Origin of the sequence: Arthrobacter globiformis (assembly GCF_030818015.1) — a bacterium.
Classification (GTDB): Bacteria; Actinomycetota; Actinomycetes; order Actinomycetales; family Micrococcaceae; genus Arthrobacter; species Arthrobacter globiformis_C.
Window position 1 is genome coordinate 2,037,082 of sequence record NZ_JAUSZX010000001.1, and the last position, 18,170, is coordinate 2,055,251.

The window sequence follows — 18,170 nt, forward strand, 5'->3', positions numbered from 1 at the left end:
CTGTCCGCGTATCACGTCTGCGTAACGAACACCCGGAGCCTGGTGCTGTGTCGGGAGTGGCAGTCAGGCGTTCGGCGGCAGCAGGACTAGGCTAGAGGGAGCCATTTAACGCCTAGCCGGCCCAATTCCTGAAGGAGTTCACAACCTGTGGCACCGAGTTCTGATTACACCGCCCGCCACCTTTCGGTGCTGGAGGGGCTGGAGGCCGTGCGCAAACGCCCCGGCATGTACATCGGATCCACGGACTCCCGCGGCCTCATGCACTGCCTCTGGGAAATCATCGACAACTCCGTCGACGAGGCGCTGGCCGGCTTTGGCCACGACATCAAGATCATCCTGCACGCGGACAACTCTGTAGAGATCCACGACGACGGCCGCGGCATTCCCGTCGACGTCGAACCAAAGACTGGCCTCACCGGCGTCGAGGTGGTCTTCACCAAGCTGCACGCGGGCGGTAAGTTTGGCGGCGGCTCCTACACGGCCTCCGGCGGCCTGCACGGCGTCGGCGCGTCCGTCGTCAACGCGCTCTCGGCACGTCTCGACGCCGAGGTGGACCGGGGCGGCAAGACGTACAGGATGTCCTTCCGCCGGGGTGAACCCGGCCGCTTCAACGACAATGGCCGTCCCAACCCGACCGCCACATTCGCTCCGTTCGTCGAAGACTCTGTCCTCGACGTGGTCGGCAAGGCCAAGCGCGGCGTGACCGGCACGCGCATCCGCTACTGGGCAGACACCCAGATCTTTACGCAGGATGCCCGGTTCTCCTACGAGGAACTGACCGCACGGGCCCGTCAGACCTCCTTCCTGGTCCCTGGCCTGAAGATCACCGTCCGCGATGAGCGCAAGCTTCCCGGCACTCCCGGCGAACTGGGGCCGCACGAGGAAGTGTTCCACCACGACGGCGGCATCTCCGAGTTCGTGGAATTCCTCGCCGCAGACTCCGCGGTCACGGACGTCTGGCGCCTGCACGGCGCCGGCAAGTTCAAGGAAACCGTGCCTGTGCTGGATGAGAAGGGCCACAGCAAGATCGCGGAAGTGGAACGCGACTGCGAAGTGGACGTCGCACTGCGCTGGGGGATCGGCTACGACACCTCTGTCCGCAGCTTCGTGAACATCATCTCCACGCCGAAGGGCGGTACCCACCAGGCCGGCTTCGAGCAGGCCCTCGTGAAGACGTTCCGGAAAGCCGTGGAAGCCAACGCGCGGAAACTCAAGGCCGGCAACGACAAGATCGAGAAGGACGACATCTTCGCCGGGCTCACCGCAGTCCTGACCGTGCGGCTGGCCGAGCCGCAGTTTGAGGGCCAGACGAAGGAAATCCTCGGCACCTCGGCGGTCAGGGCCATCGTGGCCAAGGTGGTGGAGAAGGAGATCGCGGCCAAGCTCAACTCCTCCAACCGCAACGACAAGGCACAGTCTGCGTTGCTGCTGGAAAAAATCGTCAGCGAGATGAAGTCGCGGATCTCGGCGCGCGTCCACAAGGAGACGCAGCGCCGCAAGACCGCGCTCGAGTCGTCGTCGATGCCCACCAAGCTCGCAGACTGCCGCACCGACGACGTCGCCCGCTCCGAACTGTTCATCGTGGAAGGCGACTCGGCACTCGGTACGGCCAAACTGGCGCGCTCCTCCGACTTCCAGGCTTTACTGCCGATCCGCGGCAAGATCCTCAACGTCCAGAAGGCCTCCGTCGGGGACATGCTCTCGAACGCAGAGTGCGCGGCCCTCATCCAGGTGGTCGGGGCCGGCTCCGGACGCAGCTTCGCGATCGAGGCCGCCCGCTACGGCAAGGTCATCCTGATGACCGACGCCGACGTCGACGGCGCCCACATCCGCACGCTGCTGCTCACCCTGTTCTTCCGCTACATGCGGCCCATGGTGGAGGAAGGCCGGGTCTTCGCTGCCGTGCCGCCGCTGCACCGGGTGGAAGTCATCAACCCCGGCCAGAAGGCCAACGAGATGATCTACACCTATTCCGAGGCCGAGCTCCACGCCCTGCTGGCGAAGCTCGCAGCCGAAGGCAGGAAGTACAAGGAACCCATCCAGCGCTACAAGGGCCTGGGCGAGATGGACGCTGAGCAGCTGGCCGAGACCACCATGGACCCCCGGCACCGCATGCTCCGCAAGGTGAACATCGAGAACGCCCAGCAGGCGGAAGCCACGTTCGACCTGCTGATGGGATCGGACGTCGCGCCGCGCAAGGATTTCATCATCGCCGGTGCCTCCAGCCTGGACCGCGAACGCATCGACGCCTAAGAGCCGGCCCCTAAAAGCCGCGGCCGAACGAGTCGCCCTGAGCCGAGGCCGCGCGGGCCGGCTCAGCCCAGCAGACCGGGAACGATCAGCAGGGCAGTAGGCATCGCCAGCAGCAGCGTGCACACGGCCAGGACGGCGGTGCGGAGGCCGCCGGCGAGCGGAGGCTGGGGCGAGAGAAGGCGGCTGACGCGTGACGCTGTCGTGCTCGCCGGACCGGCGCCGCCGGCACCGTCCGGCAGCTGCAGTCCTGCCCCGGCCAGGCCGGCCGGTTCCACGACCGCGCCCTGCGGGGCCGCCGAGCCGCTGGCGACAATGGCTATCGCCTTGATCAGCGTGACCTTGCTCTCCGTCTTGAGGGCAACATCGTCCGCAAGCATTTCAATGAGGGAGTTCACGGCTTCCTGGGCCAGCCGCGTGGTGGGCAGCCATGGCAGTGCCTGGCGCCAGGCGGCAAAGGCCCACAGCAGCAGGTGGTGGCGCTGGGTGAGGTGCGCGTTTTCGTGAATCAGGACGGCGCGCAGCTCCGCCGGTTCGAGGGCGGCCATGAGTCCGTCGGAGAGGACCGTGACGGAGCGGGCGCCGCCGGGCAGGCAGTACGCCACCGGGGAATCGTGGCTGATGACCACCGTGCCGGGCCCGTCGTCGGATGGCGAGGCCAGGAGGGTTAGCAGTTCGCGGTGGCGCCTGCGCTGGCGCTCGATCTTGTAATAGGTCAGCAGCAGCGTGAAGACGAGGTGCGCTGTCAGCAGCGCGGCCGCCGAGAGCGCGAAGAGATGCCAGAAACCCAGCGCCGTGGTGGGCGCTGCAAACAGCACCATGCCTGCCAGCGCGCGCAGGCCGGCAATCAGGTTGTCGCCGACGGGTTCGAGGCCGTAGACCAGCATGGCACCGATCATGGACAGGCCACCGGCGAGGGCGATGGCCTGCCACAGCACCATCGCCGTAAAGGGGTCGCGCGCCGGCCAGTGGGCGCGCGAAAGAAGGATAGGTACCGGCCAGGCCAGTACTATCGCCAGGACCGCCAGGAAATATGAGGTCCAGAACATCAGGTGCTAGCTGTGGCCAAGCAGTTTACGCAGCGTCTCGGCTTCACTTTCCGTCACCGAACCGATGAACCGGGCCAGCACGGCCTCGCGGTCCGGAGCGGATCCCAGCACTTCGTGCATGAGTTCGGCGGTGTGGTCTTCGCGGCTGGATACAGCCTGGTAGCGGTGCGGCCGGGTGCCGCGTTCGCGTTCCACGAGGCCCTTCTTCTCGAGACGCGAAAGGACCGTCAGGACGGTGGTCACCGCCAGATCCTTGCCCTCATGCCCTGCTGCTCCGCCATGCGCTGCCGTGCTCTGCGCAAGCAGGTCCCGCAGCGTGTTGGCCGTGGCTGCTTCGTGGCCCGCCCAGAGCAGGTCCATGACTGCGCGTTCCAGTTCCCCAAGACTTGCCATCTGTACATCCTTTTGACAACGCACTGCCAGGAGCCGATCGCCCGGCCCGTGCCGTGATTCCAATACTGCAACTCCAAATCTATCGCGTTTAGCCGCTTGTTTCTACATGAGGTAGAACGTTCGGCGCGTCGCGGGTGATTGCGTTCCTCCGATGTGCATGCAACCGTGTTTACAGTGTTCGACCTGTGTTCTACACTCTGTAGAAGTTGAAGTTCTACGTTGCGTAGAAAACAACGCTGGAGAGCTAGACCCAACCGTAAGTAGGGACCCGCCTTGGACGCCTTGGAAATCGCACGCTGGCAATTCGGAATCACCACCGTCTACCACTTCATGATGGTGCCGCTGACAATCGGCCTGGGTCTGGTCGTCGCGGTGATGCAGACTGTCTGGTACCGCACCGCGAATCCGGCCTATCTGCGGATGACCAAGTTCTGGGGAAAGCTCTTCCTCATCAACTTCATCATGGGCGTGGCCACAGGTATCGTCCAGGAGTTCCAGTTCGGCATGGCTTGGAGCGAATACAGCCGCTTCGTGGGTGACGTCTTCGGCGCTCCGCTGGCCCTTGAGGCACTGCTGGCGTTTTTTGTGGAGTCAACCTTCCTGGGCCTGTGGATCTTCGGCTGGAAGCAGCTGAAGAAGGGCGTGCATCTCGCGTGCCTCTGGATCGCCGTGATCGGCTCGTTCTTCTCCGCGTACTTCATCATCGTGGCCAACAGCTGGATGCAGCACCCCGTCGGCGTCACGATGGTTGACGGGCGCCCGGTCATGACCGACGCCTGGGCCGTCTTCACCAACAACACCGCCCTGGTGGCCGTGCCGCACACCCTCTTCGGTGCCCTTGCCGTGGCTGGCGGGTTCCTGCTGGGCATCGCCTGGTACCACCTCTGGCGCAGGCGCCGCGACGGCATCGACACCATCGGCGCGGACGGCAAGGTGGTTGCCGGGGAGGCCGAGATCCCGGGTCGCGACCGCACCGACTACTCAGTCTGGATCAAGTCGCTGCGGATCGGCGCCGTCGTCGCAATGATCTCCTTTGCCGGAACCGCCCTTACTGGTGACCTGCAGGGCAAGCTGATGTTCGAACAGCAGCCCATGAAGATGGCCGCAGCCGAGGCCGCATGCCACGACGGGACGGGTTTCTCCGTCCTGAGCGTGGGCAACGTCGGCTCACGCAACTGCGACGACATCGTGGCGCTGATCGAGGTCCCGGGCATTCTCTCCTACCTTGCCAAGGGCGACTTCACCACCGAGGTCAAGGGTGTTAACAGCCTGATCGACGAGTACAAGGCGAACTATGGCACGCACGTCCCGGACAACCCCATCTACGGGGACCGCGCCGGCCAGGAGATCCAGTACGTTCCGGTCATGGAGGTCACCTACTGGGGCTTCCGCTCCATGATCGGATTTGGCGGACTCGCGGCCCTCGCCGCTTTGGTGGCACTCTGGCTGACCCGCAAGGGGACCGTGCCCGAGTCGCGCTGGCTGATGCGGCTGGCCGTGTTCGGTATCCTGGCACCCTTCGGTGCCAACGCCGCGGGCTGGATCTTCACGGAAATGGGCCGGCAGCCGTTCGTCGTGGCCCCCAACCCCGACCTCAACGGCATCGACCAGGTCTTCATGTTCACCGCCGCGGCCGTTTCGCCAGGGGTGTCCGCCGGTGAGATCCTGACCTCCCTCGTTGTGCTCACCCTGATCTACGCAGTGCTCCTGGTGGTGGAAGTGAAGCTCCTCGTGAAATACGTGCGCGGCGGCGTCGTCTCGGCCATGCCAGAACTGGTGCACGCGCCGGTCGACGAGAACGAGGACGCCACACCCCGCGACGGCGGACCGGACAAGCCCGGCACCTCCGACGACGTCCTGGCCTTCGCCTACTAAGACCCGAGGATACAAAGCATGGAACTGCTGCCGACCATCTGGTTCATTGCCATCGCCGTCCTGTGGACCGGCTACCTCTTCCTGGAGGGATTCGACCTGGGCGTCGGGATGCTGATGAAGCTCTTTGCCCGCAACAACACCGAACGCCGCGTGCTCCTCAACACCATCGGGCCGGTCTGGGACGGCAATGAGGTCTGGCTCCTGACCGCCGGCGGCGCCACCTTCGCCGCCTTCCCGTTCTGGTACGCCTCCCTGTTCTCCGCCCTGTACCTGCCGCTGCTGCTGGTCCTGGTCGCGCTGATTTTCCGGGCGGTCGCGTTCGAATACCGCGGGAAAGTGGACACCGACCGCTGGCGGAACACCTGGGACTGGGCGATCGCCGTCGGCTCCTTCCTTGCCGCCTTCGGCGTGGGTGCCGCGCTGGGTCTGACCACCACAGGACTGCCGCTCGACGCCAACGGCGACCGCGACGGAGGGCCGTTCGCCTGGTTCAGCTGGTACGCCGTGCTGGGAGGCCTGGCAGTGGTTTGCTTCGCCCTGCTGCACGCCCTGGCATTCCTGGCACTGAAGACCGACGGCGACGTCCGGCACCGTGCGCTGCAGTGGTTCGTTAGGCTGCTCCCCGTGCTGCTCCTCCCGATGGCCGGCTGGGCCATCGGCGTGCAGGTCCTCAGCGGTGAAGCCTGGACGCTGGTTGTCCTCGCGGTGGCCGTGGTCGCCGCGGCCGTGGCCTGGGGCCAGGCCCGGAAGGGAAACGAAGGCCGGGCGTTCCTGGCAACCGGCGTGTTCCTGCTGGGCGGCTCCGCCTCCATCTTCGGCGCGGTGTTCCCGGTGGTCCTGCCGTCCACCATCGACCCCGCCTACAACCTCACCATCACCAACGCCTCATCTTCCGACTACACCCTCGGCCTGATGAGTATCGCGGCGTGCGTCGGCCTGCCGCTGGTGATCGCTTACCAGGCCTGGACGTACTGGGTGTTCCGCCGCCGTGTCAGCGCCGCCCACATCCCGGAGGCACACAGCTTCCTGCCCGCGGTCGCGGCGAAAGCCCTCATCAGGAAAGACTGACCCGCATTGAAACCCCAGTTCCCGTCCGGACCCTCCACCCGCCGCGCGCTTTACGGACTTGGCCTGCTGGCCGCGCTGAAGGCCCTGTCCCTGGTGCTCATGGGACAGGCCGTCGCGTCCGTGCTCGCAGGCCTCATGACCCAGGACGCCACGTGGGGTGACCAGCTGGGCTGGGGTGCGGCCGGCGTAGTGCTGCGGTCCGTCACGGTCTGGGCGCAGGGCGTCGCCGCGAGGCGCGCCGCCCTGGGGGTCAAGGAGGAGCTGCGGGCGCAACTCCTGGAGACCGCACTGCGCAACGGAGTCCGGGCCGCCGGCCCTTCCGACGGCGGCCTGGCCGTGCTTGCGACGCGCGGCCTGGATGCCCTGGACAGCTACTACACGCAGTACCTCCCCGCGCTGGTGAACTGCGCGGCCATACCGCTGCTGCTTGGCGCCCGAATCCTTTTCGCCGACTGGGTCAGCGCGGTGGTCATCGTGCTGACGGTGCCCCTGGTTCCGGTGTTCATGGTGCTGATCGGCCGCTACACCGAGGACAAGGTGCGCGACGCCCAGGCCGCGCTCTCCCGGCTGTCCGGGCACATGCTCGAACTCGCCAAGGGGCTGCCGGTGCTGGTGGGGCTCGGCCGGGCCGCCGCCCAGCGCCGCGCTTTGGAGAACATCTCCGAGGACTACCGGCAGCGGACCATGGGCACCCTGCGGACGGCGTTCCTCTCCGCGCTCGCCCTGGAACTGATCGCCACCATCTCCGTGGCGGTGGTGGCGGTGTTCATTGGCGTCCGGCTCGTCCACGGCGACATGGCATTGGAGGCCGGGCTGCTGGCGCTCATCCTCGCTCCGGACTGCTACCTTCCGCTCCGTGAGCTGGGGGCCGCCCACCACGCGAGCGACGACGGCCGGGCAGCACTTGCCGAAACTACGGCGCTGCTGGATGCCCCGGAGCTCCGGCGCCTCGTGCCGGGTCCGGCCCCGGCGGACGAGCCTGCCGGTGTGGAGACTGCCGGTGCGGATGGGCCGGCCAGCCTGACAGTCCGGGATCTCACGGTCAGTTATCCGGGAAGGCAGGGCCCCGCCGTCGGGCCACTCAGTTTTTCGGCGCCTGCCGGACTGGTCACCGCGCTCGACGGTCCCAGCGGGGCGGGCAAGAGCACCGTGCTGGGCGTTCTCGCGGGAACTGTCGGAAGCGGCGGCGGCACAGCAGTGTCCGGAACGATCGAAGGATTCGCGGCGGGCGAGGTGGCCTGGGTGCCACAGCATCCGGTGATGGTGGCGGACACCGTACGCGGGGAAGTGCTGCTGTACCTGACAGCTGGCACGGCAGCAGCCAGCGCCGCCGTCGGCGGCGGACCATATGCCGGGGGAGTGCTGCGTTGCCTGGCAGCTGTGGGTGCGGACCACCTTGCGGACAAGCATCCGGCCGAACTGAGCCCCGGCGAGCTGCGCCGCGTCGCCCTTGCCCGTGGCCTGGCCCGCATCGAGGCAGGAGCCACGGTAATGCTCCTGGACGAGCCCACCGCGCACCTCGACCGGGACTCGGCCAACCGTGTCCATGATGCGATCCGTGCGCTGCGCGGCCGAGCGACCATCATCCTGGTGGCCCATGACCGCCAGACGAGGGAGCTGGCCGACCGGATCGTGCCGCTGTCCGGCCAACGAGCTGAGGCCACTGCTGCGTCCACTGCTGCGTCCACGACTGGTGGAAATTTGGCCACTGCTCAGGTTTCGGCCAGCGCCGTTGATCGCAGCGCGTCGGCCGACGGCGGGGGCGCCCTCTCTGCGGTGGCCGGTAGCGTGACGGCCGGCGTCCCAGTCACCGAGGCACAAGACAGTTCCGCCCAGACCGCCGCGATGCTCGCCCGGCTGCTCGCGCCCGTCCGTGGACGGTTCGCAGCATCCGGGATCGTCGGGGCCCTGGCCGCCCTTTTCGCCGTCGCGCTTTCCGGGCTGTCCGGGTGGCTCATCCTGCGCGCCAGTGAGCAGCCGCCGATCATGTACCTCCTGACCGCCATTGTGGGTGTCCGCTTCTTCGGCATTGGCCGGGCCGTTCTGCGGTACTGCGAGCGGCTGCTCCTGCATGAAGCCGTATTTGCCTCCCTGACGAAGCTGCGCGGGGGGCTCTGGGCATCCCTCAGCCAGCGGGCACTGTCCCTGCGCCGGCTGCTGCAGGGCGGCAATGTCCTGGGCGCCGTCATCGAGGACGTCGATACCGTCCGGGACCTGCTCCCGCGGGTGGTGCTGCCTCCGGTTACCGCAGTGGCGGTGGCGGCAGCTGCTGCCGGCACGGTGGGCTGGCTGCTTCCGGCGGCCCTGCCGGCCGTGCTCGCCGCCGCCCTGGTGAGCCTGGTGGCCGCGCCCGCCGCGGCGCTGCTTGCCGACCGGATGTCGGCAAAGGCCGAGCAGCGTCTGCGCTCCGGGGTCCTCCGGCGGGTCGCCGCCGCGCTTGACGCCAGGGCGGAACTGCACGCGAATGGCGCGAAGCAGCCGGTTCTGGGCGGCATCCGTGCGCTGGACCGGGACGCCACCGGCGCGGCACGGCGTTCGGCCTGGGCTGAAGGACTCGGCCAAGCCCTTACCGTGGCAGCGTGCGGCGCGGGCGCCCTCTACAGCGCCGTGCTGGCGGCGCCGCAGGTGCTGTCCGGTTCCCTTCCGGCGACCACGGTCGGCGTCGTGGTCCTTCTGCAGTTGGCGCTCGCGGAACCGTTCGGGGCCATGACGACGGCGGTCCGGCAGTTTCCGGCCCTGCGTGCGGTCCTGCGCCGCATCGGCGAGACGGGCGTCCTGCAGCCGGGAGAATTCAGCGTTGATTGCAAGGACACCGGGCAGGCTTCCCGGCCGGTTTCCCGTGAGCTTGGGCAGCCGGGCGTTGAACTGGACGGGTTGTCGGCCGCGTGGCCGGGGGGCGGTGTTGTCTTCAGTGGCCTGTCTGCCGTGGCTGAGCCAGGCCGCTGGCTGGCGGTGACCGGCCCGTCCGGCGCCGGCAAGTCCACGCTGCTGGCGGTGATGCTGGGATTTCTCCCTGCACGGGCAGGCCGCATCGCGGTGACGGGCACCGCGGCGTGGTGCCCTCAGGAGGCGCACCTCTTCGACTCCACCGTCCGCGGGAACCTGCTGCTCGGCAGCCAGCGGCAGGAGTCCGGCGCGGGGTCTGCGGAGGAGACCGAGCTGGCGATGCGGGAAGCGGTGGCCGCGGTTGGACTGGCGCCCCTGCTGGCGCGCCTGGAAGACGGCCTGGATACCCGCATTGGCCCGGGTGGAGCGTTTCTCAGCGGTGGCGAGCGGCAGCGGCTGGCAGTGGCGCGCACCCTCATGACGCAGGCCAACGTGATCCTCCTGGACGAGCCCACAGCGCACCTCGACGCCGAATCCGGCCGGGCCCTGATCGCGGATCTGCGTGCCGGACTTGCGTCGCGCACCGTGGTGCTGGTGACCCATAACCCGGCCGACATCAGCCCCGACGATGCACTCCTGGACCTTCGCCCCGAAAACCGGCTGGCCGCCTCCGCAGTGATGGCGTCCGGGCGGAATTAACCCACCAGTGCCTGCTTCTGGCGGCCGTTGACCACTGACGAGGCGCCGCAGTTGGAGCAGGTGATCCGGTAGGAGCGTGAGGTCGTGAAGACCGGAATGAAGAACAGCGTGAACTTGGTGGCGCGCTCCTCAAGGTGCTGGTGGGCAAACACGCGGCAGTACTGACAGGTGGCCGACCGGCCGGGCAGCAGCTTCTGAATAGTCTTGAATCCGAAGAGTAGAAGCATTCTGCGCCTTTCAGGAAACGCCGGCAGCTATTGCCCCAGCCCGGTGATCTCCCCAGCCTACGGCTTGCCGCCCCGCCGCGTCAGGAACAGCCGAGCAGCGTTCAGGAACAGCAGCGCCGCTCAAACATGATGGCGCGGCCAGTTCCCGGCGGCTAGCCTGTTTCCCATGACGCACAACGACGCCTCCGGCCTGCCCGCGGTCGGCTCCCGGGAGCTGCCCGCCGTCGACTTCCCGGAACTGCGGACCTGGAGCAAATCATGGAGTCCAGAAACAACCCTGTGGGGCCAAACACAGTCCTCGGCCTGGACTCCGGCGGTGTTCCCAGGGCCTACGCCCGCCTGACCAAAAACAAGGACGGGGCAAAAGCCCATGGATTCTGTGCCGTGGACCCGCAGTGGCAGCGCCGCGGCATCGGCTCCGCCCTCCTGTCCTGGCTGGAGGCGCGGACCAGACAGCGGTTCGCGGAGGATGCCAGTGCCGAGGACGCCGGCGCAGGTTCAGGCAGTGCAGGTTCAGGCGGTGCAGAGCCAGTACCGCGGCTGCGGATATTCGTCGAACAGAAGCAGCGGCACCAGTGCGCACTCCTGGAGGAGTCCGGGTACGGGGTGGTCCGGTACTACAACGAGATGCACCGTCCGCTCTCGGCTCCGCCGCCCGAAGCACCACTGGACCACGGCCTGGAGCTGGTGCCGATGGAACCAGGGCTGAGCGAAGCCGTGCGCCTGGCGCACAATCAGGTCTTCGCCGACCACTGGGGAAGCGAACCACGGGACGAGGAGTCATGGGGCTTCGTGGTCAACGACCCCCTGGCCCGGCCCGATCTCAGCGCCGTCGTGCTGGCGAGGAGCACGGGTGAGGTTGTTGGCTACCAGCTGGCCAGCCACGACCCGGACGCCGCCGCGACCCGCGGGTTCACCGAGGGCTATACGGACCTGCTCGGTGTCCGCCGGGAATTCCGAGGTCGCGGCGTCGCGCAGGCACTCCTGGCCGATGCCATGCGGCGTTTCGCCGCCGCGGGCATGGACAAGGCGTCGCTGGATGTGGATTCCGAGAACCCCACCGGCGCCATGGCGCTCTACCGCAAGATGGGCTACGCCCCGGTTAACACAAGCCTGGCCTGGGACAAGGTCCTCCAGCTCTGACGGACCTGGGTTAACTGTCCACCGCCGGCTAGCCGTCCACATCCGCCAGGTGATGGACGACGTCGTGCAGGAAATACTGCGCGAGCGTCAGGACGGTGAACTCGGAGCCGTTGCTGCGCAGCCCGGTCCGGTCCCACTGCGGCTCCTGCACGCTGGCAAAGGAGGCCGCCACCTGCTCGCCCTCCGCGGTGAGCTCGGCGCTCACCACGGCAGGGTCGGCGTTCGCATAATCGCTCTCCACCGCAGTCCGGTCCTGGTCCCAGTTCTCAAACCGGGCATTGTCCTCGGTGAGCATCAGGTTGAGGCGGCGGTCGAAGAGGTTGAACACATCCCTGACATGGCAGGCGTACTCCAGCGCGGACCAGGTGCTGTCGTCCGGCCGCTCGCTGGCGTCCGGGCGCCGGAGCACGGCCCGCCAGCGCGGCAGCATGTTTTCGACACTGCCAGGAACCGTGGACGGCGTCACGGTGGACGCGTCGAAGCCGCACTGGGTGCAGGGGCGGGACAGGACCCAGGTCCAGTCCTTTTCATCCGGGATGATAGGCATGGCAGTAGTCTAGGCGGATTCCGGCCATGCCATGCTTGGGCCGATCACATCCACGGCCTGGGAGAGCGGAATGCCTGAACCGTCGCGCCGGCCGTGCTCCTGGGGCAGCGAGCGGGCCACCCCTGCCGACGACGACGCCTTCGCAGGGCCGTGCCCGGCCCACGCCAGCAGCAGCGTGTCCTCGCCCTTCAGGAACCGGTGCGCCCGGACCCCGGCGGTGGCGCGGCCCTTGGCCGGGTATTCGGCAAAGGCCGTCACCTTGGCGGCCCCAGGGGCGGTGCCCGGCAGGGCACCTTCCGTGCCGGAAATGGTGACGACGACGGCGGCCTCGTCGCCGGGGGCGACCGCACCGAAGAACACCACCTGGTCGCCGTCGGCGAGCTTGATGCCGGCCATGCCCCCGGCCGTCCTGCCCTGCGGGCGGACGACGGCGGCGCTAAACCGCAGCAGCTGTGCCTGCCGCGTCAGGAACACCAGGTCGGCGTCGTCGGACCCTGCCGGTCCCACGCCTACCACGGTGTCCTTGTCCTTCAGGGTGATCACTTCCCAGTCCTCGCGGTTCAGTGGGTAGTCCGGCTGCACCCGCTTCACGATGCCCTGCGCCGTGCCGAGCGCCAGCACCTCATCGAGCGGAGCGAAGGCCACGAGTGACTCACCCTTCAGAAGGGTGATGAAGTCCTTGGCCGGAACGCCGCCGGCCAGGTTCGGCAGGCCGGAGACCGGCGGGAGGACGGGCATGTCCATGACCTGAACCCGCAGCATGCGCCCCTGGGAGGTGATTGCGGCGATCTCGCCCCGGGCCGACGTCTTGATCACCGAGCGGAACACGTCGTGCTTGGAGCGGGGTCCGGTCTCGGCCAGGCTGTCCTGGTTAGCGGTTCGGGCGATCTGGCCGGAGGCCGTGAGGATCGCCCAGCACGGGTCGTCCGCAATCTCGAGTGCCAGGGGAGCTGGCTTGCCCTTGACGCCTGCCTTGACCTCGACGCCGGCGGCGCTGGCCACCGTGGGGGACACGGCCTCGGACTCCAGGAGCACCGTACGCCGCGGCGTGCCATACTTCTCGGCGATCTCGCCGAGTTCGGAAGACACCAGGTCCCGCAGCAGCTGATCGGATTCGAGGATGGCCTCCAGTTCGGCGATCTCCTTGCGAAGCTCGTCCTGTTCCTTCTCCAGTTCGATCCTGCTGTACTTGGTCAGCTGGCGGAGCCGGAGCTCAAGGATGTAATTGGCCTGGATCTCGGAGAGGTCGTAGATGGACATCAGCCGTTCGCGGGCCGCGGAGGCCTCGTCCGAGGACCGGATGATCTGGATGACCTCGTCGATGTCCACGATGGCGATGAGCAGGCCCTCCACCAGGTGGAGGCGGTCCTTCTTCTTGCCAAGCCGGAACACCGTCCGGCGCCGCACCACCGAGATGCGGTGATCCACGTAGACGGTTAGCAGCTGCAGCAGACCCAGGGTCTGCGGCTGCCCCTCCACGAGGGTCACGTTGTTGATGCCGAAGGAATCCTCCATCGGCGAGTAGCGGTAGAGCTGCTGGAGAACGGCGTTGGGGTTGAAACCGTTCTTCAGCTCGATGACCAGCCGCAGGCCGTGCTTGCGGTCGGTCAGGTCCACGACGTCGCTGATGCCCGCCAGCTTCTTGCCGTTGACCGCGTCCTTGATCTTCTCGATCACCTTTTCCGGACCTACCATGTACGGCAGTTCGGTGACCACGAGGCCCGTCCGGCGGGCCGAGAGCTGCTCCACCTCCACCTTGGCGCGGGTCTTGAAGGAGCCGCGGCCCGTGGCGTAGGCGTCCCGGATGCCATCCAGGCCCACGATGCGCCCGCCGGTGGGCAGGTCGGGGCCGGGGACGAACCGCATGATGTCTTCCAGTGTGGCGTCCGGGTTCGCGATGAGGTGCCGGGCTGCGGAGATGACCTCGACGAGGTTGTGCGGCGCCATGTTCGTGGCCATGCCGACGGCGATGCCGGTGGTGCCATTGACCAGCAGGTTGGGGAACGCTGCGGGCAGGACCTCCGGCTGGGTGAGCTGGTTGTCGTAGTTGGGGACGAAGTCCACCACGTCTTCGTCGAGGTGGTCCGTCATGGTGAGTGCTGCCGCCGCCAGGCGGGCCTCGGTGTACCGCGGTGCCGCGGGACCGTCGTCGAGCGAGCCGAAGTTTCCATGGCCGTCGATCAGGGGGAGCCGGAGCGAGAAGTCCTGGGCCATGCGCACCATGGCGTCGTAGATGGCGGTGTCGCCGTGCGGGTGGAGCTTGCCCATGACCTCACCCACCACCCGGGCGCTCTTGACGTGGCCCCGGTCCGGACGGAGGCCCATGTCGCTCATCATGTAGAGGATGCGTCGCTGGACGGGCTTGAGGCCGTCCCGGGCGTCGGGCAGGGCCCGGGAATAGATGACCGAGTACGCGTACTCCAGAAAGGAGCCTTCCATCTCGGAAGTCACGTCGATATCAACGATGTTTTCAGTGTAGTCCTGGACTGTTTCCCCTGCGGGGGTGCGTGTTTGGCGGCGTGCCATGGGGCTGGTGGATCCTTTTTGGGGTGCACTTCGGGAGGTTTAGCTAGGCTAAGCCTATGGTGGATCAGCCCGGGGACGGCGAATATCCGGAATATTGGGAGGCCGATGTCGTTCTGAGGGACGGCGGCACAGCGCATTTGCGCCCCATCCACCCCACCGACGCGGACGCCGTTCAGACCTTCCACACGCGGCAGTCGCAGGATTCCATCTACATGCGGTTCTTCGCCTTCAAGGAGCGGCTCTCCAGCCGCGAGCTCAAGCGTTTCACCGAGGTGGACTACCGGGACCGGGTGGCCTTCGTGATCACCATCGGCGGGGACATCATCGGCATCGGCCGGTACGACCGGCTTGACGACCCCGCGGAGGCCGAGGTGGCCTTCAACATCGCCGACGCGCACCAGGGCCGGGGCATCGGCTCGATCCTGCTGGAGCACCTCGCGGCGGCGGCCCGCGAAAACGGGATCCGCCGGTTCAGTGCCGAGGTCCTGCCCGAGAACCGCAAGATGCTCATGGTCTTCTCCGACGCCGGCTACGACGTCAAACGCCACTTCGACGACGGAGTGGTGAGCCTTGAGTTCAACATCGACCCCACGGACAAATCGCGCGCCGTGATGGAAGCCCGGGAGCACCGCGCGGAGGCGAGAAGCGTGCAGGACCTGCTGGCACCGTCGTCGGTGGCGGTGATCGGTGCGAGCCGCAGGTGGGGAACAGTGGGGTACCAGCTCCTGGAACACATCATCGAAGGCGGCTTTACCGGTCCCGTCTACGCCATCAACCCCGAAGCCTTTGAACTGGCCGGCATGCTGTCCTTCGGCAAGCTCTCCGAGGTGCCCGGGCCGGTGCAGCTGGCCATCGTGGCGGTACCCTATGAGGAAGTCCCCAAGGTGGTGGATGAGTGCGCGGCCGCCGGCGTGAAGGGGGTCCTGGTGGCCTCCGCGGGATTCACCGAGGACGGGGAGCGGGGCCTCGCCCGGCAGCGGGAGCTGGTGCGGCAGGCGCGGGCCAACGGGATGCGGGTCATCGGACCGGCCTCGCTCGGCATCGTGAATACCAACTCCGCGGTGTCGCTGAACGCCTCCATGGCACCAAGCCTGGCCCGCGGCGGCGGCCTGGGGCTGTTCAGCCAGTCCGCGGCGATCGGGGTGGCGCTGTACGCGGCGTCCAGCCGGCGCCGCGCCGGCATCTCCACTTTCCTGTCGGCCGGAAACCGGGCCGATGTGTCCGGCAACGACATGATGCAGTTTTGGGAGGACGACGCCGACACCACCGCCGTAGGCCTGTATCTGGAGTCGATCGGCAACCCGCGCAAATTCTCCCGCATCGCCCGGCGGCTCGCGCGGACCAAGCCGGTGATCGTGGCCAAGTCCACTTCCATGGGGCTGCAGCTGCCGCCCGGACATGCCGTCCGCACCACCCAGGCTCCCGCTGATGCGCTGGACTCGATGATGCGCCAGTCCGGCGTGATCCGCGTGGAGACCATCGAACAGCTCATGGACGTGGCGCAGATCGTGTCCGCCCAGCCGATCCCCAAGGGGGCCGGGGTGGCGGTCTTCAGCAACTCCGGGGCACTGGGGAAAGTGGTGGCGGACAGCGCCGCGTCCCACGGCCTGGGCGTCGAGGAGCTCGTGACGGAGTTGGACCTGGACGCCGGCATGTCCCGTGCCCTGCCGGCCCTGCGTGAGCGGCTCCGCGAAGTGCTCGCCAAAGAGGCAATCCACGCGGCCGTGGTTGCCTTCCTTCCTGCCCGCGGGTTGACCGTGGAGAAGATTGCCGCGGCGCTCGCAGAAGCCTCCGCGGAGGCCGGAAAGCCGGTGGTGGCAGCCTTCACCGGCATCCTCGATCCGTCGGTGTACGTCGAAGGCATGGTGGGGGAGGACTCCGGCGCGGCGCCGGTGCCGTGCTACTCGAATCCCGGGGCCGCCGTTGCCGCCCTCTCCGCCGTGGTGCGGTATGCCGAGTGGGCGGAGCGGGACCAGGGCCTCTTTGTGGATCCTGACGGGTGCGATCCCGACGCGGCCCACGCCGACCTCGAGCAGCTGCTGGCCGATGTCCGCGGCGAGCAGCTCAAGCAACTTGAGCCAGCAGACGCCGCCCGTCTGCTGGGGCATTACGGGATCAGGGTGATGCGCTCGGAAGGCTTCGACACGGAGGATGAAGCCGTGGCGGCGGCCGGCAGGCTCGGCTGGCCCGTGGCACTGAAGACCACCGATCCCACGCTGCGCCACCGCCTTGACCTGGGCGGGGTGCGGCTGGATATCCAGGACGCGGACTCCCTCCGGCTGAACATCATCCAGATGCGCCGGGCGCTGGAGCCTTACGGCTCGGCGTCGCTGGAGGTCCAGACCATGGCCCCGGTGGGCCAGGCCTGCACCCTGCGCGCCATCGAGGACCCCCTGCTGGGGCCCGTGGTGTCCTTCGGGCTGGCCGGCGACGCCGTCAACCTGCTGGACGACTGGGCGCACCGGGCGCCGCCGCTGTCCACCGCCGACCTCCGCGACCTGATCCGGAGCCCCCGCGCGTCCCGGAAGCTGTTCGGCTACCAGGGCCTTCCCGCCGTCGATGTTTCCGCCCTGGAGGAGGTGGCCGCGCGGCTGGCACGGCTCAAGGATGCGCACCCGGAGATAGCCCTGGTGGAATTCAACCCGGTCTTGGCCACGCCGCAGGGGGCGTTCATCCTGGCTGCCGACGTGCGGATCGGCAACGCGGCCCAGCGCACCGACAGCGCACGGCGGGCGATGCGGAGCTAGACGGCAGGGGCAGCTGCAGGGCAGGCGGAGCTGGCCTCCTGGTTAGCATGTGCCACACCGATCTGTGAAAATGGGGAAATGAGCTCCCAGCCTCCCACCTCGAAGCCTCAAGCGCCCGACCACAGCCCGCAGGCTTTCCAGCACGGCTCACATAATCACAGTGTGCAGGGCCAGAGCCTCGATGGCGCCCTGCAGCAGGCCGGCTTTTACCCGCTGCTGGTGGCCGACGTGGTGGATGACGCCCTGGGCGGCCGGGACTGCCTCGCACACCTGGTCCACCTCGAAACGCACTTCGACCGTGCCGAGGTCCGCCGGCACATCACCGTCCTGGTCCTCACCGAGGACATGCTGGTGATCACGCACGTGGACGACCAGCAGCTCGACGAGGCGGGCGAACAGATCGTGGCGCAGATTTCCACGGAATCCGTCCCGGTGGCGCAGATCCGCTCGGTGGTCCTGAGCTACATGTACGCCCAGCCCCAGAACTACAAGCCTTCGGACCCCGTCCGCGAGGTCACCCTGTCCATCGCCTGGTCCGGCGGCCAGCGCCTGGACGTGGGTCCGGCCAGCTGCGGCGACCCGCAGTGCGAGGCCGACCACGGCTACAGCGGCACCATCGCCCAGGAAGACATCGTCCTGCGCATCAGCGCCGAAGCGGACGGCCTGCAGGCGGTCCAGGATGCCAAGCTTTTTGCCCGTGCCCTGCGAGCGGTGAACACCGGATCCCCCGCCCCGGTGCGGCATGCGCCGTCCGCGACCCACCCGCGTCCCCGCATGGGGGTTTTTGCCAACCGGCTCAGCCGCGGGCACAAGCGCTGAG

At 67.8% G+C, this 18,170-nt stretch carries 12 protein-coding genes; 7 read left to right on the top strand and 5 right to left on the bottom strand.

Translation table 11 applies throughout. The features are described from left to right. Nucleotides 1-147: 147 nt before the first annotated feature. Nucleotides 148-2,253, top strand: coding sequence for a DNA gyrase/topoisomerase IV subunit B (locus QFZ23_RS09325; RefSeq protein ID WP_306922369.1), 2,106 nt, complete (start codon nucleotides 148-150; stop codon nucleotides 2,251-2,253). 62 nt (nucleotides 2,254-2,315) lie between these two features. Here QFZ23_RS09325 and QFZ23_RS09330 read toward each other — a convergent pair whose 3' ends face one another. Both QFZ23_RS09330 and QFZ23_RS09335 read right to left on the bottom strand, forming a co-directional pair. Continuing rightward, a complete protein-coding gene (locus QFZ23_RS09330; protein WP_306922370.1) occupies nucleotides 2,316-3,299 on the bottom strand; it encodes a M56 family metallopeptidase in 984 nt (327 codons plus the stop codon). A gap of 6 nt (nucleotides 3,300-3,305) precedes the next feature. Continuing rightward, nucleotides 3,306-3,692 (bottom strand): BlaI/MecI/CopY family transcriptional regulator, encoded by a 387-nt coding sequence (locus tag QFZ23_RS09335; protein WP_190603345.1) that lies wholly within the window; start codon nucleotides 3,690-3,692, stop codon nucleotides 3,306-3,308. Between the two features lie 273 nt (nucleotides 3,693-3,965). On the opposite strand from QFZ23_RS09335, the gene QFZ23_RS09340 reads away from it, so the two are divergent. From QFZ23_RS09340 to cydD, 3 genes are read left to right on the top strand one after another with little or no spacing between them, the layout of a single operon-like run. Further along, the gene (locus tag QFZ23_RS09340; RefSeq protein WP_306922371.1) at nucleotides 3,966-5,567 is read left to right on the top strand and encodes a cytochrome ubiquinol oxidase subunit I; all 1,602 of its coding nucleotides are present in this window, start codon (nucleotides 3,966-3,968) and stop codon (nucleotides 5,565-5,567) included. Nucleotides 5,568-5,585: 18 nt separating this feature from the next. After that, entirely contained in the window at nucleotides 5,586-6,635 is a 1,050-nt protein-coding gene (gene cydB, locus QFZ23_RS09345) for a cytochrome d ubiquinol oxidase subunit II (RefSeq protein WP_306922372.1), read from the top strand. 6 nt (nucleotides 6,636-6,641) lie between these two features. Further along, nucleotides 6,642-10,160: a thiol reductant ABC exporter subunit CydD gene (cydD, locus tag QFZ23_RS09350; RefSeq protein ID WP_306922373.1), complete on the top strand. Its 3,519-nt coding sequence runs from the start codon at nucleotides 6,642-6,644 to the stop codon at nucleotides 10,158-10,160. On the opposite strand, the gene QFZ23_RS09355 is transcribed toward cydD, so the two are convergent. Continuing rightward, nucleotides 10,157-10,387 (bottom strand): zinc-ribbon domain-containing protein, encoded by a 231-nt coding sequence (locus tag QFZ23_RS09355; protein WP_306922374.1) that lies wholly within the window; start codon nucleotides 10,385-10,387, stop codon nucleotides 10,157-10,159. The genes cydD and QFZ23_RS09355 overlap by 4 nt on opposite strands. A 258-nt stretch (nucleotides 10,388-10,645) precedes the next feature. Between QFZ23_RS09355 and QFZ23_RS09360 the strand changes: the two genes are divergently transcribed. Further along, on the top strand, nucleotides 10,646-11,530 hold the full coding sequence (locus tag QFZ23_RS09360; RefSeq protein WP_306922375.1) for a GNAT family N-acetyltransferase: 885 nt from the start codon (nucleotides 10,646-10,648) through the stop codon (nucleotides 11,528-11,530). A gap of 28 nt (nucleotides 11,531-11,558) precedes the next feature. On the opposite strand, the gene QFZ23_RS09365 is transcribed toward QFZ23_RS09360, so the two are convergent. Next, complete coding sequence (locus QFZ23_RS09365; protein ID WP_306922376.1) at nucleotides 11,559-12,077, bottom strand: DinB family protein; 519 nt, start codon at nucleotides 12,075-12,077, stop codon at nucleotides 11,559-11,561. Between the two features lie 9 nt (nucleotides 12,078-12,086). Continuing rightward, nucleotides 12,087-14,603 (bottom strand): DNA gyrase/topoisomerase IV subunit A, encoded by a 2,517-nt coding sequence (locus QFZ23_RS09370; RefSeq protein ID WP_306922377.1) that lies wholly within the window; start codon nucleotides 14,601-14,603, stop codon nucleotides 12,087-12,089. Nucleotides 14,604-14,659: 56 nt separating this feature from the next. Here QFZ23_RS09370 and QFZ23_RS09375 point away from each other — a divergent pair, with 56 nt between their 5' ends. Both QFZ23_RS09375 and QFZ23_RS09380 read left to right on the top strand, forming a co-directional pair. Then, entirely contained in the window at nucleotides 14,660-17,350 is a 2,691-nt protein-coding gene (locus QFZ23_RS09375) for a bifunctional acetate--CoA ligase family protein/GNAT family N-acetyltransferase (RefSeq protein WP_306922378.1), read from the top strand. 78 nt (nucleotides 17,351-17,428) lie between these two features. Further along, nucleotides 17,429-18,169, top strand: coding sequence for a DUF5998 family protein (locus QFZ23_RS09380; RefSeq protein ID WP_306922379.1), 741 nt, complete (start codon nucleotides 17,429-17,431; stop codon nucleotides 18,167-18,169). Nucleotide 18,170: the final 1 nt, after the last annotated feature.